The organism is Pseudomonas sp. Leaf127, assembly GCF_001423155.1.
Taxonomy (GTDB): Bacteria; Pseudomonadota; Gammaproteobacteria; order Pseudomonadales; family Pseudomonadaceae; genus Aquipseudomonas; species Aquipseudomonas ovata.
On the sequence record NZ_LMOA01000020.1, the window covers coordinates 413,561 to 435,887 of the forward strand.

A 22,327-nucleotide genomic window follows, 5' to 3' on the forward strand; every position below is an offset into this window, starting at 1 on the left:
TGGAAACGATTGGAAGGTCCCTGCATATCTGGTCTGCCAGGCATTGTTCGCAAGCGAACGTGCAGCCCGTAATGTGGTTTCGGTCTACGCATGACAAGGTAATGAAATAACATGGGCAGCATGCATCCCGTACAGGTTATCGCCGTGACCGGCGGCAAAGGTGGCGTCGGCAAGACCAACGTGTCAGTGAACCTTTCACTGGCGCTGGCCGAGCTTGGGCGACGTGTCATGTTGCTCGATGCCGACCTTGGCCTGGCCAATGTCGATGTCTTGCTGGGCCTGACCCCCAAGCACACCCTGGCCGACGTCATCGAAGGCCGCTGCGAACTGCGCGACGTGCTGTTGCAGGGCCCTGGCGGCGTACGCATCGTGCCGGCGGCTTCCGGCACCCAGAGCATGGTGCACCTGGCGCCCGCCCAGCATGCCGGCCTGATCCAGGCCTTCAGCGAGATTGGCGACAATCTTGACGTGTTGGTCATCGACACCGCTGCCGGTATCGGCGAGTCAGTGGTCAGCTTTGTGCGCGCCGCCCAGGAAGTGATGCTGGTGGTGTGCGACGAGCCGACCTCGATCACCGATGCCTACGCCCTGATCAAGCTGCTCAACCGTGACTACGGCATGAACCGTTTCCGGGTCCTGGCCAACATGGCCCAGAGCCCCCAGGAAGGGCGCAACCTGTTTGCCAAGCTGACCAAGGTCACCGACCGTTTCCTTGACGTGGCGCTGCAGTATGTCGGTGCCGTTCCCTATGATGAGTGTGTACGCAAGGCCGTGCAGAAACAGCGCGCCGTCTACGAAGCGTTTCCACGTTCCAAGTGCGCCCTGGCGTTCAAGGCCATTGCCCAGAAGGTCGACACCTGGCCTCTGCCGGCCAATCCGCGCGGGCACCTTGAGTTCTTCGTCGAGCGGCTTGTTCACCAGACCAGCGCAGCGGGACCCGTTCAATGACAGCCAGCGGTTACCAGATGTACAGCAAGGCTTCCAGGAATTCGCAGTACGAACTGATCGAGCGTTATGCGCCGTTGGTCAAGCGCATTGCCTATCACCTGCTGGCGCGCCTGCCGGCCAGTGTGCAGGTGGAAGACCTGATCCAGGCCGGCATGATCGGCCTGCTGGAAGTGTCGACCAAATACGATTCGAGCAAGGGCGCCAGTTTCGAGACCTACGCCGGCATCCGCATTCGTGGCGCGATGCTCGATGAGGTGCGCAAGGGCGACTGGGCACCGCGTTCGGTGCACCGTAATACCCGCATGGTCAGCGATGCGATTCGTGGCATTGAAGCAAAAACCGGCCGCGACGCTAAAGATCATGAGATTGCGGCCGAACTCCAGTTAAGTCTGGATGATTATTACGCTATCTTGAACGACACCTTGGGCAGCCGCCTGTTCAGCTTTGACGACCTCTTGCAGGACGGCGATCATGACGGGCTGCACGAGGATGGCGCCAGCGCTTCGCTGGAGCCGTCGCGGGACCTGGAAGACGAGCGCTTCCAGGCCGCGTTGGCCGATGCCATCGCCAATCTGCCGGAGCGTGAGCGTCTGGTATTGGCGCTGTACTATGACGAAGAGCTGAACCTCAAGGAAATCGGTGAGGTCCTGGGGGTCAGCGAATCACGGGTCAGCCAGTTACACAGCCAGTGCGCCGCACGTTTGCGGGGGCGTTTGGGGGAGTGGCGCGCACGCTGACAGCGTCCGGAGTGTCCGGGCGGCTGCAGACCGGCTGTGCAAGGCGTCACGTGTCGAGTACCCGGACAAGGCAGGAGCCTGTCAGCATCCCTGGGGATGACTGGTTCAGGCGTTTGCCCGTGTCCATGTGCCAGGCCTGTGAAAGCGGCAAGCGGTCGAAAATGTGCTGTGCCGGTATTGAGTGAACAGCGGGTCCGGGAGCCGGGCTCGTTCAGGACTGTTTGGAGGTCGAATTGGACAAGAACATGAAAATCCTCATCGTTGACGATTTTTCAACGATGCGGCGGATCATAAAAAACCTGTTGCGTGACCTGGGGTTCACCAACACGTCGGAAGCCGATGACGGCCTGACCGCATTGCCGATGCTGCAAAGCGGTGGTTTCGATTTTCTGGTCACTGACTGGAACATGCCCGGCATGTCGGGTATCGACCTGTTGCGTCAAGTGCGCCTGGACGAACGTCTCAAGCACATTCCGGTGCTGATGGTGACTGCCGAAGCCAAGCGTGAGCAGATCATCGAAGCGGCCCAGGCTGGCGTGAACGGCTATGTGGTCAAGCCTTTTACCGCCCAGGTACTGCAAGAAAAGATCGAGAAGATCTTCGAGCGCGTCAATAGCTGATGCATGCCGCGAGGGCGCTATGGACAACAACGATTCATTGGGCGACTTCGAGTCGACCCTGAAAAAACATGCGCACGAGCTTGTCGCCAGCCTTGAAAGAGGCAAGTTCGGCGATGCCGTGCAATTGATCCATGAGCTCAACCAGACTCGGGACCGCGGCCTTTATCAGGAAGTGGGCAAGCTGACACGTGAATTGCACAGTGCGATCGTCAACTTCCAGATAGACCCGCAGATGCCACAGGCCGAAGAGGTGTCGCAGATCACGGACGCCACCGAACGCCTGTCGTATGTTGTGCGCCTGACCGAGGGCGCGGCCAACCGCACCATGGACCTGGTGGAGCAGAGCACGCCGCTGATGAACAGCCTGAGCGACGACGCCAAGGCGTTGAGCGCCGACTGGGGGCGCCTGATGCGCCGCGAAATCGGTGCCGAAGAGTTTCGTGGGCTGGCAAAGCGCGTCGAAGGCTTTCTTTCTCGTACCGAAAAGGAAAGTCACAGCGTGGCGACCAACCTCAACGACATTCTGCTTGCTCAGGACTATCAGGACCTGACCGGCCAGGTGATCAAGCGCGTGACGCAATTGGTCACCGAAGTTGAAAGCAATCTGCTCAAGCTGGTGCTGATGGCCAGCCATGTCGATCGCTTTGCCGGCATTGAACATGATCGTGAAGCACTGTTGGCGGAAAATAATCCGAAAAAAAATCTCGCCCAAGGTGAAGGTCCGCAAATTCATGCCGATAAACGGGAAGATGTCGTTTCCGGTCAGGATGATGTGGACGACTTGTTATCGAGCCTCGGCTTCTAGGTCTTGACGGTTAATTTTAGGGAGCACCCCCATGAGCTTCGGCGCCGATGAAGAGATCCTTCAGGATTTTCTGGTAGAGGCCGGCGAGATTCTCGAGCAATTGTCCGAACAGCTGGTCGAGCTTGAAAGCCGACCGGATGACGCAGACTTGCTCAACGCAATTTTTCGCGGTTTTCACACTGTTAAAGGGGGCGCCGGCTTCCTCCAGCTGCATGAGCTGGTGGAGTGCTGCCACATTGCCGAGAACGTGTTCGACATCCTGCGCAAGGGTGAACGACGCGTAGATTCAGAATTGATGGACGTGGTTCTCGAAGCCCTGGACACCGTCAACAGCATGTTCGGCCAGGTGCGCGAGCGCAGTGACGTCACGCCTGCCACCCCTGAACTGCTGGCGGCGCTGGCGCGTCTGGCCGATCCGCAGGCCGCTGATGAAGCACCTGCGGCCGCGGAGCCTGTGGCACAACAGGCTGCAGAACCTGAAGCCCCGGCCCCTGGCGATGAAATCACCGATGACGAATTCGAGCGTCTGCTCGATTCGCTGCAAGGTGCCAAGTCCGATGCCCTGGCACCTGCTGCACCTGCACCTGTACCGTCTGCGCCGGTGGCGGCCAGCGATGAAATCACCGACCACGAATTCGAAGCGCTGCTCGACCAGTTGCATGGCAAGGGCTCGTTCGATGCCGGCATCGCAGCGGCAGCCCCCGCTGCCACAGCGGCAGTGCCAGCGTCGGCAGCGGCCCCAGCGGTGAACAGCGACGAAATCACCGACGACGAATTCGAAGCGCTGCTTGATCAGTTGCATGGCAAGGGCTCGTTCGATGCCGACAAGGCGACACCCACCGCAGCGGCCAGCCCGGCGCCTGTGGCGGTCGCCAAGGTCGAAGTCAAGGCTGAGGCGGGCGCCGATAAAAAACCGGCGTCTTCGGACGAAATCAGCGAGCACGAATTCGAAAACCTGCTCGACCAGTTGCATGGCAAGGGCAAGTTCGAGCCGGCCGCCGTAGCCGATGCCGTGGCGGCCGCCGTTTCTGCACCGGCCGCACCCGTCAAGCCAACTGCGCCGGCCGCTGCAGCACCGGCTGCCAAGGCGGCACCCGTGCCAGCCGCAGCGCCCGCCCGTGCCGCCGCGCCGGCCCCGGCCCGTGCCGCGGCGCCAGCGCCGGAAAAACCGGCAGCGGCAGAGGTCGAGACCACCGTGCGCGTCGACACCGCGCGGCTGGACGAGATCATGAACATGGTCGGCGAACTGGTGCTGGTGCGTAACCGCCTGGTGCGCCTGGGGCTCAACAGCGGCAACGAAGCCATGTCCAAGGCGGTGTCCAACCTGGATGTGGTGACCGCTGACTTGCAGACCGCGGTCATGAAGACCCGCATGCAGCCGATCAAGAAGGTCTTCGGTCGCTTCCCGCGTCTGGTTCGCGACCTGGCCCGGCAGCTCAAGAAAGAAATCAACCTGGAGCTGGTCGGTGAAGAAACCGACCTCGACAAGAACCTCGTCGAGGCCCTGGCCGACCCGCTGGTCCACTTGGTGCGCAACGCGGTGGACCACGGTGTGGAAACCCCCGAAGAGCGCGAGGCCTCCGGCAAGCCGCGTGGCGGCAAGGTGATACTGTCGGCCGAACAGGAAGGCGACCACATCCTGTTGTCGATCTCCGACGACGGCAAGGGCATGGACCCTGCGGTCCTGCGCGCCATTGCCGTCAAGCGCGGTGTCATGGACAAGGATGCCGCCGACCGTTTGAGCGACAGCGACTGCTACAACCTGATCTTCGCCCCGGGGTTCTCGACCAAGACCGAGATTTCCGACGTGTCCGGGCGAGGCGTGGGCATGGACGTGGTCAAGACCAAGATTTCCCAGCTCAATGGCTCGATCAATATCTACTCGACCAAGGGCCAGGGCTCCAAGATCGTCATCAAGGTGCCGTTGACCCTGGCGATCATGCCGACCCTGATGGTCATGCTGGCCGACCAGGCCTTTGCCTTCCCGCTGGTCAACGTCAACGAAATCTTCCACCTGGACCTGTCGACCACCAATGTCGTCGATGGCCAGGAAGTGGTGATCGTGCGCGACAAGGCCTTGCCGTTGTTCTACCTCAAGCGCTGGCTGATCCGTTCGGCGGCGCATGAAGAGCAGCGCGAAGGGCATGTGGTGATCCTGACGGTGGGCACCCAGCGCATCGGCTTTGTGGTCGACCAGTTGGTGGGTCAGGAAGAAGTGGTCATCAAGCCGTTGGGCAAGATGCTGCAAGGCACGCCAGGCATGTCGGGCGCCACCATCACCGGTGACGGCCGCATTGCGTTGATCCTCGACGTTCCGAGCATGCTCAAGCGTTACGCCTCGCGGCGGATTTGATTCTGGTGCCGGGGCCGCTCAGGCGGCCCCGGGCGCCTATTGGAGTGTTTATGGCAGTCAAGGTCCTGGTGGTGGATGATTCCGGTTTTTTCCGCCGCCGAGTTACGGAAATCCTGTCTTCGGACCCACTCATCGAGGTGGTCGGTACTGCCACCAACGGCAAGGAGGCCATCGAGCAGGCCCTGGCGCTCAAACCCGATGTGATCACGATGGACTACGAAATGCCGATGATGGATGGCATTACGTCGGTGCGTCACATCATGCAACGCATTCCCACCCCGGTATTGATGTTCTCCTCACTGACCCATGAGGGCGCGCGGGTCACCCTCGACGCCCTGGACGCCGGTGCGGTCGACTTCCTGCCGAAGAATTTCGAAGACATCTCGCGCAACCCCGACAAGGTTCGGCAGTTGCTGTGCGAGAAGATCAACACCATTGCCCGCAGCAATCGTCGTTTCGGCGGCTACAGCGCCCCGGCTCCGGCTGCCCCTGCTGCGGCCAGCACGCCGGCATTTGAAGCGCCGCGCCGATCGTTGCCTACACCGCCGCCGGCTCCGGCCGCCACACGGGCGCTGCCGACACGCACCCCTGTATCGGCAGCGCCTGCGGCTGCCCATCATGCCCCGGCGCATCATTCGCCCGCGCCAAGGCGCAAGTCCTACAAGCTGGTGGCCATCGGCACCTCGACCGGGGGGCCGGTGGCGCTGCAGCGGGTGCTGACCCAACTGCCCGCCAACTTTCCGGCGCCTATCGTGCTGATCCAGCACATGCCGGCGGCCTTCACCAAGGCCTTCGCCGAACGCCTCGACAAACTGTGCAAGATCAGTGTCAAGGAAGCCGAGGATGGCGATGTACTGCGTCCGGGCCTGGCATTGTTGGCGCCGGGTGGCAAGCAGATGATGGTCGACGGCCGTGGCACGGTGAAAATCCTGCCCGGTGACGAACGCCTCAACTACAAGCCCTGCGTCGACATCACCTTTGGTTCGGCCGCCAAGACCTATGGCGACAAAGTGCTGGCGGTGGTGCTTACCGGCATGGGTGCTGACGGCCGTGAAGGGGCGCGCATGCTCAAGCAGAGCGGCAGCAATGTCTGGGCCCAGGATGAAGCCAGTTGCGTGATCTATGGCATGCCGATGGCCATCGTCAAGGCCGACCTGGCCGATGCGGTCTACAGCCTCGATGATATCGGCCGGCATCTGGTCGAGGCTTGCCTGTAATGGATGTTCTGAGCCTTATCGGTCTGATCCTGGCCTTCATCGCGATCATCGGCGGCAACTTTCTCGAAGGTGGTCATGCCGGTGCCTTGCTCAATGGCCCGGCGGCGCTGATCGTACTGGGTGGTACGCTGGCCGCCTCGCTGATCCAGTCGCCCATGAGTGCCTTCAAGCGCAGCATGCAGATCTTTCCATGGATCCTGTTTCCACCACGCTTCGACTTGTCCGGCGGCATCGACCGGATCATCAGTTGGAGCCTGACCGCGCGCAAGGAAGGCCTGCTGGGCCTGGAGTCTATTGCCGACACCGAGCCGGACCCGTATGCCCGCAAGGGCCTGCAACTGCTGGTCGACGGCGCCGAGCCGGAAACCATCCGCAGCATCCTGGAGGTGGACTTCATCACCCAGGAAACCCGCGATATCCAGGCGGCCAAGGTCTTTGAAGGCATGGGCGGCTATGCCCCGACCATCGGTATCATCGGTGCGGTCATGGGCCTGATCCACGTCATGGGCAACCTGGCCGACCCCAGCCAGTTGGGCAGCGGTATCGCCGTGGCCTTCGTGGCCACCATCTATGGCGTGGCCAGTGCCAACCTGTTCCTGCTGCCGGTGGCCAACAAGCTCAAGGCCATCGCCCTGCGTCAATCGCGCTACCGGGAAATGCTTCTGGAAGGGCTGCTGTCGATTGCCGAAGGCGAGAACCCGCGCTCCATCGAACTCAAGCTGCAAGGCTTCATGGAGTAGCCGTCATGGCCCGTCGTCGTCCTCGTGAAGAACACGAAAACCATGAGCGCTGGCTGGTGTCCTACGCCGACTTCATCACGCTGTTGTTCGCCTTTTTCGTGGTGATGTACTCGATTTCGTCGCTCAACGAGGGCAAGTACAAGATCCTGTCGCAGGCGCTGGTCGGGGTCTTCAACGATGCCGAACGCACGATGCAACCGATTCCGATCGGCGAGCAGCGGCCGCAGACCGTCAAGCCGGCCGAGCCCTTGCTCAAGGACAGCGAGGAAACCGATGCCGGGATTGGCAAAAACAGCATTGACCCGCTGCAAACCATTGCCGATGAAGTGCGTGCAGGCTTTGGCGACCTGATCAAGTCCGACCAGATGACCGTGCGCGGCAACGAGCTGTGGATCGAGATCGAACTCAACTCCAGCCTGTTGTTCGGCAGCGGCGACGCCATGCCCAGCAATCGGGCCTTCGGCATCATCGAAAGGGTTGCGACCATCGTCAAACGCTTCGACAACCCGATCCATGTCGAAGGCTTCACCGACGATCAGCCCATCAATACCGCACAGTTCCCGACCAACTGGGAACTGTCTTCGTCACGGGCGTCTAGCATCGTGCGCCTGCTGGCCATGTACGGTGTCAGTCCGGCGCGCATGGCCTCGGTCGGCTATGCCGAGTTCCAGCCGGTGGCGGCCAATTCGACCGCTCAGGGCCGTGCCGAAAACCGCCGTGTGGTCCTGGTCATTTCGCGTAATCTGGATGTACGTCGCAGCCTGACCAGCAGTGGCTCGGCCAATGCCCAGCCGGATGCGGCCTTGCGCCGTGCTGGCACACAAACTGCACCGGCACCGGCAAGACCGCCGTCAGGCAACAATGCTGTCAATTCTCCGTCACCTGTTCGCTAGCCGAAACCCGGTATGGAAGTTGCCGTGCGCAAGGAATACACCGAATGAGAGTCTGGGCAGTCGCCAATCAGAAAGGTGGGGTCGGCAAGACCACCACGACCATTGCCCTGGCCGGGTTGCTGGCCGATTCGGGCAAGCGCGTGGTCGTGGTCGATCTTGACCCGCACGGCTCGATGACCAGTTATTTCGGGCACAACCCCGACGAACTGGAGCACAGTGCGTTCGACCTGTTCCAGCACAAGGGCGTCGTACCGCAGGACTTGCCAGGCCAGTTGCTGCTGCCCACCAGTGACAAGCGGATGTTTCTCATGCCGTCGAGCACGGCGCTGGCCACCCTGGAGCGTCAGTCGCCGGGGCAGAACGGCCTGGGCCTGGTGGTCGCGAAAAGCCTGGCCCAGCTGTGGCAGGATTTTGACTATGCGCTGATCGACAGCCCACCCTTGCTGGGGGTGCTGATGGTCAATGCCCTGGCGGCGAGCCAGCAACTGGTGATTCCGGTGCAGACCGAGTTTCTGGCAGTCAAGGGGCTGGAACGCATGGTCAATACCCTGGCGATGATCAATCGCTCGCGCAAGACACCCTTGCCTTACACCATTGTCCCGACCCTGTTCGACCGTCGTACACAGGCCTCGATGGGCACCTTGAAGCTGCTGCGCGATTCGTTTCCCGAACATGTCTGGAAAGCCTACGTGCCGGTCGACACGCGCCTGCGCGATGCCAGCCGGGCAGGCATCACGCCTTCCCAGAACGACAGCAAGAGCCGGGGGGTGCTGGCGTACCGGGCGCTGCTCAAACACCTGCTCGCCGAGCAACTGACGACGCAGGTGGCCTGACGTGAGCCGCAACCGTTTGTGGGCCTTGCGCTCAAGTTCGCTGTGCTTGCAGCCGATACTCCGGACAAGCCCCCTTGGCACTTTTTTCCGTTGGGCACTGACATGATCCGCCCCGTAGATGTTGCAACCCGGCCCCAACTGGCGCTGCAGTCGTACCTTGATGCCTTGCTCCAGGACGCCACCGAAGAGGCGCCGCTGGTGCTTGAGCCTGCCAGCTCCCTGGACGAGTTCCAGGCGGCGGTGCTCGAAGAGCAGGCCCGTGATGCGCAGGTGCCAGCGCGCAAGCCGCTGGCCCTGGCGGTCGCCGCTCCGGCCGCGGTGGCGCAGCCGGTGGCCGTGGCCGCTCCTGTGCAGGTGGCCGTCGAAGTCCCGGTGGTGCCGGTTGACATCGTGCCCGTGGCCGTACCGGTCACAGCCCCTGTGGCGGTGCCTGTCGTGGCCGAGCCGGTGCAGACGCTGGTCGAGCCGGTGGCTGAACTGAACAAACCGCTGGGCCTGATCGTGCCGCCGCCCCCGGCCGGCAGCCAGCGCCCGGAATGGGCTGCCGAGCCCTTCGAATGCCTGCTGTTCGACGTAGCCGGCCTGACCCTGGCGGTGCCGTTGGTGTGCCTGGGCGCTATCTATCCGCTGGATGGCCAGGAGCTGACGCCCCTGTTCGGCCAGCCTGACTGGTTCCTGGGCATCCTGCCGTGCCAGGCGGGTAACCTCAAGGTGCTCGACACGGCGCGCTGGATCATGCCCGAGCGTTACCGCGAGGATTTCCGCCAGGGACTGCAATACGTGATTTCGGTCCAGGGCTATGAGTGGGGGCTGGCGGTCCATCAGGTCAGCCGTTCATTGCGCCTGGACCCCAACGAGATCAAATGGCGCGCCCAGCGCGGTCACAGGCCCTGGCTGGCCGGAACGGTGATCGAGCACATGTGTGCGCTGGTGGACGTGGCCGAACTGGCCGAGCTGATTGCCAGTGGCGCGGTCAAGCGCCTGGACAAGAAACGATAAATCATCGGACGGCGCACTGTGCGCCGCCTGCACAGCACACACCTGAGGGGTTGAAGCATGAACAAGTCGTCTGCACAGGGTTCCGAAGATCCTATCCTGCAGTGGGTTACCTTCCGTCTGGACAACGAGTCGTACGGCATCAACGTGATGCAGGTCCAGGAAGTGCTGCGTTACACCGAAATCGCTCCCGTGCCGGGCGCGCCAAGCTACGTGCTGGGCATCATCAACCTGCGCGGCAACGTGGTCACCGTGATCGACACCCGCCAGCGCTTCGGCCTGCCGCCGGTCGAAGTCAGTGACAACACCCGTATCGTGATCATCGAGGCCGACAAGCAAGTGGTCGGTATCCTGGTCGACAGCGTGGCCGAAGTGGTCTACCTGCGCCAGTCCGAAGTCGAAACCGCACCGAACGTGGGCAACGACGAATCGGCCAAGTTCATCCAGGGCGTGTGCAACAAGAACGGCGAACTGCTCATCCTGGTCGAGCTGGACAAGATGATGACTGAAGAAGAGTGGTCCGAACTGGAGAACATCTGACCAATGCTTGAGGCCGCCGTCATTGTTCTGGGCATTCTCTGGGTCTTTACCCTGTTGATGCTCGTGAGCCACATCAAGCGTCAGCGCCGCCTGGATGCCGAACGCGACAAGGTCAGCAGCGCGCGCGAACAGCGCATGCGCGATCTGGCCCGTCGCGTCGACAATTTCCAGAGCGGGACCATTCGCATGGGCGAAGAGCTGCACGACCTGCGTGCGACCGTGGCCTTGTTGCCTGACAAAATCACGTCACTGGAACAGCGCGACCCCTCGACCCTGACCTTCGCCCAGGCTGCACGCCTGGTGGGCATGGGTGCCAGTGTCGAGGAACTGACCCAGTCCTGCGGCCTGACCCAGGCCGAGGCGCAACTGGTCAGCAAGCTGCACCGGCATAACAACAAGCTGTAACGCGCGTCCCTGTGTAGGAGCGCGCTTGCCGGAATGCCGGACCACCGCGACCGAGTGCGCAGCGCTCGCAAAAATTGTGTGGCCGCTGAAAATTTACGACTGCTGACGCAGCCGGTCGCGGGCAAGCGCGCTCCTACCSGGTCCCCTGTTTGCTGCGCGACAGCGCATCCGCCTGTTCACTTCGGCGTRATGTCCTTCTCGATCGGCGGATCGTCCGGGCCCAGGCCCACCGGATACTTGCCCTTGAGGTGCCAGGCAAAGGCGATGATCTCGGCGATGCTCAGGTACAGCTCACGCGGGATGCTGTCGCCCAGCTCCAGGCGCGCCAACAACAAGCTGTAACGCGCGTCCCTGTGTAGGAGCGCGCTTGCCGGAATGCCGGACCACCGCGACCGAGTGCGYAGCGCTCGCAAAAATTGTGTGGCCGCTGAAAATTTACGACTGCTGACGCAGCCGGTCGCGGGCAAGCGCGCTCCTACCGGGCCCCCTGTTTGCTGCGCGACAGCGCATCCGCCTGTTCACTTCGGCGTRATGTCCTTCTCGATCGGCGGATCGTCCGGGCCCAGGCCCACCGGGTACTTGCCCTTGAGGTGCCAGGCAAAGGCGATGATCTCGGCGATGCTCAGGTACAGCTCACGCGGGATGCTGTCGCCCAGTTCCAGGCGCGCCAGCAGGCTGACCAGTTCGGCATTCTCGTAGATCGGCACGTCGTGTTCACGGGCGATGGCGAGGATTTCCTCGGCCAGTCGGTCGTCGCCCTTGGCACTCAGGGTCGGCGCCTGCTGGCCGTCGTAGGTCAGGGCGATGGCCTGGCGGGGGGCGGCAAGGTCTTGGTTCATCAGGCGTTCTCGTCGATCCAGCGTTGCTCGAGGGAGGTGCGCGCACCTTGTGGGGCACTGCCGTGGCTGCAGGCCAGTTCGCCGACGCTCAGGCCACAGGCCACCAGGCGTTCGCGCAGGTGGCCCAACTCGCGCTCGATCATCCCGGCACTGGACTCACGTTCCGCCCACAGCTGGCTGGACAGCGTGCCGCGCACCAGTCGTGCATGCACCTGCAACGGGCCCAGCGGCTCCAGGTCGAACGCCAGATCGATGCGCCACAACTGTTCGCGTTGCGCCTCCTTGTCCTCGTTTTTCTGTCCACCCGGGCCTTCGTCCGGTGGCGATTCCTCGCGCTGCACCTTGACCTGCAGCGGCACGATGTCATGGGCATTGCGGGTCGGCACTTCCAGTTGCCAACTGGTCAGTTGTGTACCGTCGGGTAACTGGCGGGTCTGTTCCAGTGCGCCGAGTTGATGGCTTTGCAGGCGCGATACGGCGGCGGCGGCCAGCTTGAGCAGCATTTCCAGGTCATCCTTCTCGCCACTGGCGACCTGGCGCGAGGGCAGGGGGAAACTGTCCGGTGCACTGCGCGCCGCCACCAGCCCCAACGTGCCCAGAGCATTGCGGATGGCGTTGGGCATCACCCGCGCCAGGGTGTTGGACGCGGCAGTTGCGCCGTACGAAGTGTTGGCCGGCAGGCCCGGCAGGATCTGGGCGATCAGACGCATCAGGTTGGCTTTGAGGTCCGGCGTCTGTTGCAGGTTCTGCCCGGCCAGCAGGCGCGCCTCCATGAACAGACCGCTGGCATTGAACGCCTGGGCCAGGCCGCGCGCCGTGCCCAGTTGCTGGAAGTCGGGCAGGTCGGCCAGCAACTGCTGGATGCTGGCTTGCAGCGCCGGGGTGCTGGCGGTCGAGGTGGCCGGCAGGTTCTGCAAGGCGTTGAGCAGGGTGTCCAGTGAGCCCTGGCGGCTTTGCTGCACGCCCAGTTGCTGGGCCACGGCCAACTGGTCGAGCCGCCCGGGCAAGGGCACGAAGCTCAATGACTGATTGTCCTGCACCCGGGCGCTGAGCAGGCTGCCGATGGTCAGGGCCTGGGCGCTTTGCACGCTGATGGTGGTGCCGGCCAGCGGGCCGTTAAGCAACAGCACCAGCGAACGATAAGCCGTTGGCGTGCTGCCTGCATTATTTGCATGGCCGCCTGGCGACGGCGTGCCGGTGCGCCCGATGTCGTCCATGGCCTGGCTGAGCGCCTGGCTGGTCATGACCTTGCCCTGCAACAAGGTGCCAGGCGGCGCCTGGCGGGGATCGAGTTCAGTGGTCACGTTATTCAGCGCGGCACTGACCTGCTGTAACGGCATCAGCAACTGGCCGGGGGCGGCCTGGATCACCTGGAACAGCGTACCGGGTGTCAACGGCACACGGCTGTTGACCGCGACGCTGGTCTGGGTGCCGTTGGCCAGGTTCAGGCGCAACAGCATCTGAAAATTCGGGGCAACCTGCTTGAGGCTGATGACCTGGGCCTCAGCGGTTTCACCGTCGCCCAGCACGTTGGCGGCGGCATTGAACAGGGTCATGACCTGGCCGGGTGCGGCATTGCCGCGCAATTGCGCCAAGGCGGCATTGGCCGGCGGAACCTGGGAAATATCACCTGTCATTGAGCTGCAACCAATTGAATTAGACCTCTTGGGAGCAGGGCGCCCATGTATAATGCCGGCCCTTTTTGCCGGATTAGCAATCAAGTTGCATCAATGTAACGGCCGTTTCAAGGCTGACTTGAACGCCCATTTTTTCCTCTCGGAGGCAGGCTTGCCGATCCCCTTATGGCCACGCGGCAGTGGCTTTGCGCCATGACCCCGACCTTGCAGGCCTGCGACCTTGGTTGCGAGCGTGACGCGCGGTTGTTGTTCGAGCACCTGGAGCTGCAACTGAAGGCCGGCGACCTGTTGCAGGTCGCCGGCCCCAATGGCAGTGGCAAGACCAGCCTGTTGCGCCTGCTCTGTGGCCTGATGCCGCCCGCTGAAGGCGAAGTGCGCCTCAATGGCCAGCCGCTGGCCGGTCAGCGGGCACACCTGGCCCGGCACCTGCTGTGGATTGGCCATGCCGCCGGCATCAAGGACGTGCTCACCCCGCTGGAAAACCTTGTCTGGCTGTGCGCCCTGAACCAGCGTGCCGACCGCGCTGCAGTGTGGCAGGCACTGGAGCAGGTCGGCCTGCAAGGGTTCGAGGATGTGCCGTGCCACACCCTGTCGGCCGGCCAGCAGCGCCGTGTGGCCCTGGCGCGCCTGTACCTGCCGGCGCCGCCCATCTGGATTCTTGACGAACCGTTCACCGCCCTTGATACCCAGGGCGTGGCACAGCTTGAGGCGCGCCTGGCCCGGCACTGTGAGCAGGGCGGGCTGGTGGTGCTGACCACTCATCACCCACTGACCTGCCGACCTGCCGGTTATCGCCTGCTTGAACTGGGGCAGGTGCGACCATGAGCCCGGTGTTTATCCTGTTATTGATGCGCGAAATGCGCCTGTTGGCGCGCCGTCCGGCGGAGTTGCTCAACCCGCTGGTGTTTTTCGCTATCGTGATTGCGTTGTTTCCCCTGGCCGTCGGACCCGAGGCACAGTTGCTGCAAACCCTGGCGCCGGGTCTGGTCTGGGTCGCGGCGTTACTGGCGGTGCTGCTGTCGCTGGATGGACTGTTTCGCAGTGACTTCGAAGACGGCTCGCTGGAGCAGTGGGTCCTTTCGCCGCACCCGCTGGCGCTTCTGGTTCTGGCCAAGGTGCTGGCACACTGGTTGTTTTCGGGCCTGGCGCTGGTGCTGCTGGCACCCTTGCTGGCCCTGATGCTGGGCCTGCCCGGCGCGTGCCTGCCGGTCTTGATGCTGTCGCTGTTGCTGGGCACCCCGACGTTGAGCCTGTTGGGTGCCGTGGGGGCTGCGTTGACCGTCGGCCTCAAGCGTGGCGGCCTGCTGCTGGCATTGCTGATCCTGCCGCTGTACATCCCGGTGCTGATCCTGGGCAGCGGCGCGTTGCAGGCCGCCTTGCAAGGCTTGCCGGCCACCGGCTACCTGTTGTGGCTGGGCAGCCTGGCCGCCCTGGCCCTGACGCTGACGCCGCTGGCGATTGCCCAAGGACTGAAAATCAGCGTGGCTGAATAATCGAGGTGCTGGGGCCGTTGTGCGACGGCCACCAGTCGACACCCGCCTACCGTGATAAAGGCAGTTTGATGAAAAGCAACTTCAGTTGGGCCTGGTTTCACCGCCTGGGCTCACCGAAAACCTTCTACGACCTCAGTGGCCGCTGGCTGCCGTGGCTGGCGGCGCTGGCCGTGCTATTGCTGGGCATCGGCGTGGTCTGGGGCCTGGCCTTTGCGCCGCCCGATTACCAGCAGGGCAACAGCTTTCGGATCATCTATATCCATGTGCCCAGCGCGATACTGGCGCAGTCCTGCTACGTGATGCTGGCCGTGTGCGGCGTGGTCGGGCTGGTGTGGCGCATGAAGCTGGCCGATGTGGCCTTGCAGTGCGCGGCGCCGATCGGGGCCTGGATGACCGCCCTGGCGCTGCTGACCGGCGCCATCTGGGGCAAGCCGACCTGGGGCGCCTGGTGGGTCTGGGATGCGCGGCTGACCTCGATGCTGATCCTGCTGTTTCTGTACTTGGGGCTGATCGCGCTGGGCAATGCCATCAGCAACCGTGACAGCGCCGCCAAGGCCTGCGCGGTGCTGGCGATTGTCGGGGTAGTGAACATCCCGATCATCAAGTATTCGGTCGAGTGGTGGAACACCTTGCACCAGGGTGCGACCTTCAGCCTTACCGAAAAACCGGCGATGCCGGCCGAAATGTGGCTGCCGCTGCTGTTCACCACCCTGGGCTTCTATGCCTTTTTTGCCACCGTGCTGTTACTGCGCATGCGCCTGGCCGTGCTCAAGCGCGAGGCCCGCAGTCGCTGGGTGCAGGACGAGGTGCGCAAAGCCCTCGGCCTGCCCGCTGCCGCAACGGAGCACCTGTCATGAGTTTTGCGTCCTGGAGTGATTTTCTGGCCATGGGCCGCCACGGGCTGTTCGTCTGGTCGGCCTATGGTCTGTTTGCCGCCGTGCTGGCCATCAATGTGATCCTGCCATGGCTGGCGCGACGCCGTTACCTGCAGGAACAGGCGCGTCGTGTGCGTCGGGAGTCGCGATCGTGAATCCACAGCGCAAGAAGCGCCTGCTGCTGATCCTCGCGCTGGTCGTCGGGATCGGTGCAGCCACAGGCCTGGCCATGACTGCCTTGCAGGAAAACATCAACCTGTTCTACACCCCGACCCAGATTGCCAGCGGCGAAGCGCCGCAAGGCACGCGCATCCGCGCCGGCGGCATGGTCCAGCAGGGCTCGTTGCAACGCTCGGGCGACTCGCTGGCGGTGCAATTTGTGGTCACCGATTTCAACCGCTCGGTGACCATCCGCTACCACGGCATCCTGCCCGACCTGTTTCGCGAAGGGCAGGGCATCGTCGCGCTGGGCCGGCTCAATGCCGACGGCGTGGTCGAGGCCGATGAAGTACTGGCCAAGCATGACGAGAAGTACATGCCGCCGGAGGTCACCAAGGCGCTCAAGGACAGCGGCCGCTTGCCGGCGGCGCCGGTGCCGTCACTGCCACCCGTCAAACAGGGCTGACCGATGATTCCCGAACTCGGCCATCTGGCCATGATCCTGGCGCTGTGTTTTGCCCTGGTGCAGGCCAGCCTGCCGTTGATCGGCGCCTGGCGCAACGATGCCTTGTGGATGAGCCTGGGCCGTCCGGCCGCCTGGGGGCAATTCGGCTTTTTGCTGTTTGCCTTCGGTTGCCTGACCCAGGCATTCATGAGCGACGATTTTTCCGTGGCCTATGTGGCGCACAACTCCAACAGCGCCTTGCCCTGGTATTACAAGTTCAGCGCGGTGTGGGGCGCCCATGAAGGCTCGCTGTTGCTGTGGAGCCTGATCCTGGGCGGCTGGACCTTTGCCGTGTCGGTGCTGTCGCGGCAGTTGCCGGCGGTGATGCTGGCGCGGGTGCTGGCGGTGATGGGCATGATCAGCGTGGGCTTTTTGTCGTTTTTGATCCTCACCTCCAATCCATTTACGCGCATCCTGCCGCAAATGCCCGCCAACGGCCGCGACTTGAACCCCTTGTTGCAGGACATCGGCCTGATCGTGCATCCGCCGATGCTGTACATGGGCTATGTCGGCTTTTCAGTGGCCTTTGCCTTTGCCATCGCCGCCTTGCTTGGCGGTCGGTTGGACGCCGCCTGGGCCCGCTGGTCGCGGCCGTGGACCATCGTTGCCTGGGCCTTTCTCGGCGTGGGCATCACCCTGGGATCCTGGTGGGCCTACTACGAACTGGGCTGGGGCGGCTGGTGGTTCTGGGACCCGGTAGAAAACGCCTCGTTCATGCCCTGGCTGGTGGGCACTGCCTTGATCCACTCGCTGGCGGTGACCGAAAAGCGCGGGGTGTTCAAGAGCTGGACCGTGCTGCTGGCCATCGCGGCGTTTTCCCTGAGCCTGCTGGGGACCTTTCTGGTGCGCTCCGGGGTGCTGACCTCGGTGCATGCCTTTGCCACCGATCCGGCGCGCGGGGTGTTCATTCTCGTATTCCTGCTGATCGTGGTCGGCGGCTCGCTGGCGCTGTTTGCCGTGCGCGCACCGGTGGTCAAGAGTCAGGTCGGCTTTGCCCTGTGGTCACGCGAGACCTTGCTGCTGGCCAATAACCTGCTGCTGGTGGTCGCCGCCTCGATGATTCTGCTCGGCACCCTGTACCCACTGGTGATCGACGCCCTGAGCGGGGCGAAGATGTCGGTCGGGCCGCCGTACTTCAATACCCTGTTCGTACCGCTGATGGCGCTGCTGATGGCAGTGCTCACGGTCGGCGTGCTGGTGCGCTGGAAAGACACGCCCGGCCGCTGGTTGCTGGGCATGCTCACTCCGGTGCTGATCGCCAGCATGGCGTTCGCGCTGGTGCTGGGCCTGGTGCTGGGCGAGGGCCAGTGGGCAGTGCTGGCCACCGTATTGCTGGCCGCCTGGGTGGTGTTCGGCGCGCTGCGCGATATTCACGACAAGACCCGCCACAAGGGCCTGCTCAAAGGACTGCGCAGCCTGACCCGCAGTTACTGGGGCATGCAGGTGGCGCATGCGGGGCTGGTGGTCTGCGCGCTGGGCGTGGTGTTGTCCAGCCAGCACAGCATTGAACGCGACCTGCGCCTGGCGCCTGGGCAGGCCACCGAGCTGGGCGGCTACCGCTTCGTGTTCGACGGCGCCGCGCATTTCGAAGGGCCGAACTTCACGTCTGATCGCGGCACCGTGCGGGTGTTCGAGCATGAGCGCCTGGTCAGCGTGCTGCACCCGGAAAAGCGTCTGTACAGCGTGCAGCAGTCGATGATGACCGAGGCCGGCATCGATGCCGGTTTCACCCGCGACCTGTATGTGGCGCTGGGCGAGCCGCTGGACAACGGCGCCTGGGCGGTGCGTATTCATATCAAGCCGTTCGTGCGCTGGATCTGGTTCGGTGGCCTGTTGACCGGACTGGGTGGCGTGCTGGCGGCAACCGACCGGCGCTACCGGGTCAAGGTCGGGCACAAGGTCCGTCAAGCCCTCACGCCTTCTGGAGCCCTGTCATGAAACGCTGGATCCTGCTGCTTCCGCTGGTGGTCTTTCTCGGCTTGAGTGCGCTGCTGTTTCGCGGTCTGTTTCTCGACCCGGCGGCGCTGCCCTCGGCGCTGATCGGCAAGCCGTTTCCCGAATTCAGCCTGCGCGAGGTGAATGGCGACAAGGTGCTGACCCGTCAAGACCTGCTCGGGCGCCCGGCGCTGGTCAATGTCTGGGCCACCTGGTGTGTGGCCTGCCGGGTCGAGCACCCGGTGCTCAATCGCCTGGCGCAGCAGGGCGTGGTGATCCACGGCATCAACTACAAGGACACCAACGCCGAGGCGCAGAAGTGGCTCAAGGACTTTCACAACCCGTATCAACTGAACCTGCGCGATGACGACGGCAGCCTGGGCCTGAACCTGGGCGTGTACGGGGCGCCGGAAACCTTCCTGATCGACGCCAAAGGCATCATTCGCCACAAGTTTGTCGGCGTCGTCGACGATCAGGTCTGGCGCGAGCAACTGGCCGGCCGCTACCAGGCGCTGGTCGACGAGGCCCGCCCATGAAGCGCTGGATGATCGCTGCTGTGTTGAGCCTGGGGTTGAATGCCCAGGCCCACGCCGCCATCGAAGCCCACAGCTTTCGTGATGAGGCCGAGCGGGCCCGCTACGCCGAGCTGACCCGCGAACTGCGCTGCCCCAAGTGCCAGAATCAGGACATCGCCGACTCCAATGCGCCGATTGCCGCCGACTTGCGCAAGGAAATCTACCGCTTGCTGGAGGAGGGCCGCAGCAACCGGCAGATCGTCGACCATATGGTGGATCGTTATGGCGAGTTCGTGCGCTACAAGCCGGCACTGACCTCGCGCACCTGGCTGCTGTGGTTTGGCCCGGCCCTGCTGTTGCTGCTCGGCGCCGTGGTGATCGGCGTGACCGTGCGCCGCCGCCGGCAAGCATCCACCGGGGCGGTTGCGCACCTTTCCGACGAGGAGCGCCAGCGCCTCGCCCACCTTCTGGATAACACCCGTCAATGATCGATTTCTGGATGGCCGCCGGGCTGCTGTTGCTGGTGGCTGCAAGCCTGTTGCTGATCCCGGTGCTGCGCCGCCGGCCGCTGACCGCCGGGCAGGACCGCACCGCGCTCAACGTCGCGCTGTATGAGGAGCGCCTGGCGCAGTTGCAGGAGCAGCATCGCGCCGGTGTGCTCAGCGCCGGGCAACTGGACAGCGGCCAGGCCGAAGCCGCGCGTGAGCTGCTGGCCGATACCGATGGCGTCGCACCCGCCGCCGCGCATCGCGCCCTGGGCAGGGCGGTGCCGCTGCTGACGGTGGTGCTGGTGCCGGTGCTGGCGCTGGGTCTTTACCTGCATTACGGCGCCAGTGAGCGGGTCGCCCTGTCGCGTGAGTTCGCCCAGCCGCCCACGTCCCTGGCCGACATGACCCGGCGCCTGGAGCGTACTGTCGAGGCCCAGCCGGACTCGGCCGAAGGCTTTTACTTCCTGGGTCGCAGCTACATGGCCCAGCAGCGCCCGGCCGATGCTGCCCGGCAATTCGAGCGCGCCGCCGCCCTGGCCGGTCGTCAGCCCGAACTGCTGGGGCAGTGGGCCCAGGCGTTGTATTTTGCCGCCGCCAAGACCTTCAGCCCTCAGGTCCAGGCCTTGACCGACGAGGCCCTCAAGGCCGACCCCAACGAGGTCACCAGCCTGGGCCTGCTGGGTATTGCGGCCTTTGAAGACAAGCGCTTCGCGCAAGCCGTTGAGTACTGGACGCGTTTGCAAGCCTTGCTGCCGCCCCAGGACCCGTCCCGCGAGGCGCTGCAAGGCGGTATCGCGCGTGCCCAGGCCAGCCTGGCGCAGGGCGCAGCAGTGGCGCCGAATGCGAAGGCGGCGACACTCAAGGTGCGTGTGCAACTGGCTGCAGCCCTGCAGGACCAGGTGCAGCCGGGTGACAGCGTATTCATCTTTGCCCGCGCGGTGGACGGTCCGCCGGCACCGCTGGCGGTCAAGCGGGTGACGGTGGCGCAATTGCCGATCGAGGTCGAGCTGGGCGACAGTGATGCAATGATGCCGCAACTGAAACTGTCGAACTTTGCGCAAGTCCAACTGCTTGCACGCATCTCGCGGGCCGGGCAACCGACCCGTGGTGAGTGGGTGGGCAGCAGCCCGCCGCTGGAGCGCGCCCGTGCAGGCCAACAGACATTGACCATCGACCGTCCCGATCAGTAGGAATCCGCCATGCCCGCAATCACCTGGCACCTTGCCCGCACCGGCTTGCTGGCCGCCGCCATAGGCCTGAGTGCCTGTACCACGATGAAGCCGCCGCAATCACAAGGGCCGCGCAGTGGCGAACCGATCCAGAGCCTGCCGGGCTCCGGTACGCCGCGTTCGACGCCCAGCCCCGGACAACCGGTCAAGGCGCCCAAGGCCCCGGCCAAAACCTCGGCCAGCTTTGCGCCGCCGCCGGGGGTCAAGAGTCACTGGGACCCGCGCCTGGGGGTGTATGTGCTGGATGGCAAGACCAATACATTCTATCGCCAGCGCACTTATTACCAGTGGGACAGCGGCTGGAACTGGTCGACGCAGCCTGACGGGCCGTGGCAGGCGACCGACAGCAGCGGCGTGCCGGCCGGGTTGGGGCGTGAATTCGGGAACTGACCGGTAGGGTTTTTGGGGGAGTGTCTGGGCTGGTGTGGTGTGTCTGTGCGAGAGGTTCCGACCCTCTTCGGGCCGGAACCCCTCTAACTGACCGCCCACAACACTCAATAACGTCCCCGTCCTAAATCACCCAATCATTTCCCCGGATAAACCTGGTCAAACACCCCGCCGTCGATAAAGTGCGTCTTCTGCACCGTACGCCAGTCCCCAAAGGTCTTCTCCACCGACAGGAATTCGACCTTCGGGAAGCGATCCTGGAACTTGGCCAATACCTCGGGATTGCGCGGGCGCAGGTAGTTGTTGGCCGCAATTTCCTGGCCTTCAGGCGACCACAGGTACTTCAGGTAGCCTTCAGCCAGAGCACGGGACTGTTTCTTGTCCACGACCTTGTCGACCACACTCACCGGCGGCTCGGCTTCAGCCGAAACGCTCGGGTAGACCACCTCGAACTTGTCACGACCGAACTCGCGGGCAATCATTTCCGCCTCGTTCTCGAACGTCACCAGCACATCACCGATGCCGTTGGTCATGAAGGTCGTGGTGGCCCCACGGCCGCCGGTGTCGAGCACCGGTACATGCTTGAACAGATCGCCTACAAACTTCTTCGCCGCCGCTTCGTCGCCACCATTCTTCAGCGTATAACCCCAGGCCGACAGGTAGGTGTAGCGCCCGTTGCCCGAAGTCTTGGGGTTGGGCACGATGACTTCCACGCCGTCCTTGACCAGGTCGTTCCAGTCCTTCAGCGCCTTGGGATTGCCCTTGCGCACGATGAACACGGTGGCCGACGTGAACGGCGCACTGTTGTTCGGCAGACGGGTCACCCAGTCGTTGGGCACCAGGGCGCCGTTGTCGGCCAGGGCATTGATGTCGGTGGCCATGTTCATGGTGATGACATCCGCCTGCAGGCCATCGATCACTGCCCGTGCCTGCTTGCTGGAGCCGCCGAACGACATCTGGACCGTGACGTCTTCCTTGTGCTCGGCCTGCCAGTGCTTCTGGAAGGCGGCGTTGTAGTCCTTGTAGAAGTCGCGCATCACGTCGTAAGAGACGTTGAGCAGGGTCGGTGCAGCCTGGGCGGTGCTGCCCAGGGCCAGGCCGGCGGCCAGTAGCGAGGCGGCGAATAGTTTCTTCACTGCAGATTCCTTTTGATGAACAGCTGTCATGAGTGCGGCTTT

25 protein-coding genes and 1 pseudogene are annotated in these 22,327 nt (G+C 63.6%); 22 read left to right on the forward strand and 4 right to left on the reverse strand.

The window, feature by feature from the left end; translation table 11 throughout:
* Positions 1 to 111: 111 nt before the first annotated feature.
* The 12 genes from fleN to ASF84_RS12585 all read left to right on the forward strand — a co-directional run bounded on the left by fleN (position 112) and on the right by ASF84_RS12585 (position 11,087).
* Complete coding sequence (gene fleN, locus ASF84_RS12530) at positions 112 to 948, forward strand: flagellar synthesis regulator FleN (RefSeq protein ID WP_056838742.1); 837 nt, start codon at positions 112 to 114, stop codon at positions 946 to 948.
* The gene (gene fliA, locus ASF84_RS12535; protein WP_056838744.1) at positions 945 to 1,685 is read left to right on the forward strand and encodes an RNA polymerase sigma factor FliA; all 741 of its coding nucleotides are present in this window, start codon (positions 945 to 947) and stop codon (positions 1,683 to 1,685) included. The genes fleN and fliA overlap by 4 nt, the downstream gene beginning before the upstream one ends.
* Positions 1,686 to 1,930: 245 nt before the next feature.
* Positions 1,931 to 2,305 carry a chemotaxis response regulator CheY gene (locus ASF84_RS12540; protein WP_177339462.1) on the forward strand — a complete coding sequence of 125 codons (375 nt, stop codon included), beginning with the start codon at positions 1,931 to 1,933 and terminating at the stop codon, positions 2,303 to 2,305.
* A 19-nt stretch (positions 2,306 to 2,324) separates the two neighbouring features.
* On the forward strand, positions 2,325 to 3,110 hold the full coding sequence (locus tag ASF84_RS12545; protein ID WP_056838745.1) for a protein phosphatase CheZ: 786 nt from the start codon (positions 2,325 to 2,327) through the stop codon (positions 3,108 to 3,110).
* 31 nt (positions 3,111 to 3,141) lie between these two features.
* Positions 3,142 to 5,463, forward strand: a complete 2,322-nt coding sequence (locus ASF84_RS12550; RefSeq protein ID WP_056838747.1) for a chemotaxis protein CheA — start codon at positions 3,142 to 3,144, stop codon at positions 5,461 to 5,463.
* A gap of 50 nt (positions 5,464 to 5,513) precedes the next feature.
* Entirely contained in the window at positions 5,514 to 6,680 is a 1,167-nt protein-coding gene (locus tag ASF84_RS12555) for a protein-glutamate methylesterase/protein-glutamine glutaminase (RefSeq protein WP_056838749.1), read from the forward strand.
* Positions 6,680 to 7,420 carry a flagellar motor protein gene (locus ASF84_RS12560; protein WP_056838751.1) on the forward strand — a complete coding sequence of 247 codons (741 nt, stop codon included), beginning with the start codon at positions 6,680 to 6,682 and terminating at the stop codon, positions 7,418 to 7,420. The genes ASF84_RS12555 and ASF84_RS12560 overlap by 1 nt, the downstream gene beginning before the upstream one ends.
* Before the next feature lie 5 nt (positions 7,421 to 7,425).
* Positions 7,426 to 8,313: a flagellar motor protein MotD gene (gene motD, locus ASF84_RS12565; RefSeq protein ID WP_056838754.1), complete on the forward strand. Its 888-nt coding sequence runs from the start codon at positions 7,426 to 7,428 to the stop codon at positions 8,311 to 8,313.
* Positions 8,314 to 8,357: 44 nt separating this feature from the next.
* Positions 8,358 to 9,146, forward strand: coding sequence for a ParA family protein (locus tag ASF84_RS12570; RefSeq protein ID WP_056838756.1), 789 nt, complete (start codon positions 8,358 to 8,360; stop codon positions 9,144 to 9,146).
* Positions 9,147 to 9,248: 102 nt separating this feature from the next.
* Positions 9,249 to 10,145 carry a CheW domain-containing protein gene (locus ASF84_RS12575; RefSeq protein WP_056838758.1) on the forward strand — a complete coding sequence of 299 codons (897 nt, stop codon included), beginning with the start codon at positions 9,249 to 9,251 and terminating at the stop codon, positions 10,143 to 10,145.
* Positions 10,146 to 10,202: 57 nt separating this feature from the next.
* Positions 10,203 to 10,682 (forward strand): chemotaxis protein CheW, encoded by a 480-nt coding sequence (locus ASF84_RS12580; RefSeq protein ID WP_056838760.1) that lies wholly within the window; start codon positions 10,203 to 10,205, stop codon positions 10,680 to 10,682.
* A 3-nt stretch (positions 10,683 to 10,685) separates the two neighbouring features.
* Positions 10,686 to 11,087, forward strand: a complete 402-nt coding sequence (locus tag ASF84_RS12585; protein WP_056838762.1) for a DUF2802 domain-containing protein — start codon at positions 10,686 to 10,688, stop codon at positions 11,085 to 11,087.
* A 176-nt stretch (positions 11,088 to 11,263) separates the two neighbouring features.
* On the opposite strand, the pseudogene ASF84_RS29095 reads toward ASF84_RS12585, so the two are convergent.
* The 3 genes and pseudogenes from ASF84_RS29095 to fliK form a co-directional block, all read right to left on the reverse strand.
* Positions 11,264 to 11,425, reverse strand: a pseudogene (locus ASF84_RS29095) (EscU/YscU/HrcU family type III secretion system export apparatus switch protein); the annotation flags it as partial.
* A gap of 180 nt (positions 11,426 to 11,605) precedes the next feature.
* Entirely contained in the window at positions 11,606 to 11,926 is a 321-nt protein-coding gene (locus ASF84_RS12590; protein ID WP_056838764.1) for an EscU/YscU/HrcU family type III secretion system export apparatus switch protein, read from the reverse strand.
* Entirely contained in the window at positions 11,926 to 13,563 is a 1,638-nt protein-coding gene (fliK, locus tag ASF84_RS12595; RefSeq protein ID WP_056838766.1) for a flagellar hook-length control protein FliK, read from the reverse strand. Before fliK ends, ASF84_RS12590 begins: the two co-directional genes overlap by 1 nt.
* Before the next feature lie 192 nt (positions 13,564 to 13,755).
* Between fliK and ccmA the strand changes: the two genes are divergently transcribed.
* The 10 genes from ccmA to ASF84_RS12645 all read left to right on the forward strand — a co-directional run bounded on the left by ccmA (position 13,756) and on the right by ASF84_RS12645 (position 21,152).
* Complete coding sequence (gene ccmA, locus ASF84_RS12600) at positions 13,756 to 14,388, forward strand: cytochrome c biogenesis heme-transporting ATPase CcmA (protein WP_056839081.1); 633 nt, start codon at positions 13,756 to 13,758, stop codon at positions 14,386 to 14,388.
* The gene (gene ccmB / locus ASF84_RS12605; protein WP_056838768.1) at positions 14,385 to 15,056 is read left to right on the forward strand and encodes a heme exporter protein CcmB; all 672 of its coding nucleotides are present in this window, start codon (positions 14,385 to 14,387) and stop codon (positions 15,054 to 15,056) included. The genes ccmA and ccmB overlap by 4 nt, the downstream gene beginning before the upstream one ends.
* A 68-nt stretch (positions 15,057 to 15,124) precedes the next feature.
* The gene (locus tag ASF84_RS12610; RefSeq protein ID WP_056838770.1) at positions 15,125 to 15,913 is read left to right on the forward strand and encodes a heme ABC transporter permease; all 789 of its coding nucleotides are present in this window, start codon (positions 15,125 to 15,127) and stop codon (positions 15,911 to 15,913) included.
* Positions 15,910 to 16,086 carry a heme exporter protein CcmD gene (ccmD, locus tag ASF84_RS12615; RefSeq protein ID WP_056838772.1) on the forward strand — a complete coding sequence of 59 codons (177 nt, stop codon included), beginning with the start codon at positions 15,910 to 15,912 and terminating at the stop codon, positions 16,084 to 16,086. Before ASF84_RS12610 ends, ccmD begins: the two co-directional genes overlap by 4 nt.
* Positions 16,083 to 16,556 (forward strand): cytochrome c maturation protein CcmE, encoded by a 474-nt coding sequence (ccmE, locus tag ASF84_RS12620; protein ID WP_056838774.1) that lies wholly within the window; start codon positions 16,083 to 16,085, stop codon positions 16,554 to 16,556. The genes ccmD and ccmE overlap by 4 nt, the downstream gene beginning before the upstream one ends.
* 3 nt (positions 16,557 to 16,559) lie before the next feature.
* Complete coding sequence (locus tag ASF84_RS12625; RefSeq protein WP_056838776.1) at positions 16,560 to 18,533, forward strand: heme lyase CcmF/NrfE family subunit; 1,974 nt, start codon at positions 16,560 to 16,562, stop codon at positions 18,531 to 18,533.
* Positions 18,530 to 19,066, forward strand: a complete 537-nt coding sequence (locus tag ASF84_RS12630; protein WP_056838778.1) for a DsbE family thiol:disulfide interchange protein — start codon at positions 18,530 to 18,532, stop codon at positions 19,064 to 19,066. The genes ASF84_RS12625 and ASF84_RS12630 overlap by 4 nt, the downstream gene beginning before the upstream one ends.
* Positions 19,063 to 19,533: a cytochrome c-type biogenesis protein gene (locus tag ASF84_RS12635; RefSeq protein ID WP_056838781.1), complete on the forward strand. Its 471-nt coding sequence runs from the start codon at positions 19,063 to 19,065 to the stop codon at positions 19,531 to 19,533. Before ASF84_RS12630 ends, ASF84_RS12635 begins: the two co-directional genes overlap by 4 nt.
* On the forward strand, positions 19,530 to 20,723 hold the full coding sequence (gene ccmI, locus ASF84_RS12640) for a c-type cytochrome biogenesis protein CcmI (protein WP_056838783.1): 1,194 nt from the start codon (positions 19,530 to 19,532) through the stop codon (positions 20,721 to 20,723). Before ASF84_RS12635 ends, ccmI begins: the two co-directional genes overlap by 4 nt.
* Positions 20,724 to 20,732: 9 nt before the next feature.
* Complete coding sequence (locus tag ASF84_RS12645) at positions 20,733 to 21,152, forward strand: hypothetical protein (RefSeq protein WP_056838785.1); 420 nt, start codon at positions 20,733 to 20,735, stop codon at positions 21,150 to 21,152.
* A 134-nt stretch (positions 21,153 to 21,286) separates the two neighbouring features.
* On the opposite strand, the gene ASF84_RS12650 is transcribed toward ASF84_RS12645, so the two are convergent.
* On the reverse strand, positions 21,287 to 22,285 hold the full coding sequence (locus ASF84_RS12650; RefSeq protein ID WP_056838787.1) for a sulfate ABC transporter substrate-binding protein: 999 nt from the start codon (positions 22,283 to 22,285) through the stop codon (positions 21,287 to 21,289).
* Positions 22,286 to 22,327: the final 42 nt, after the last annotated feature.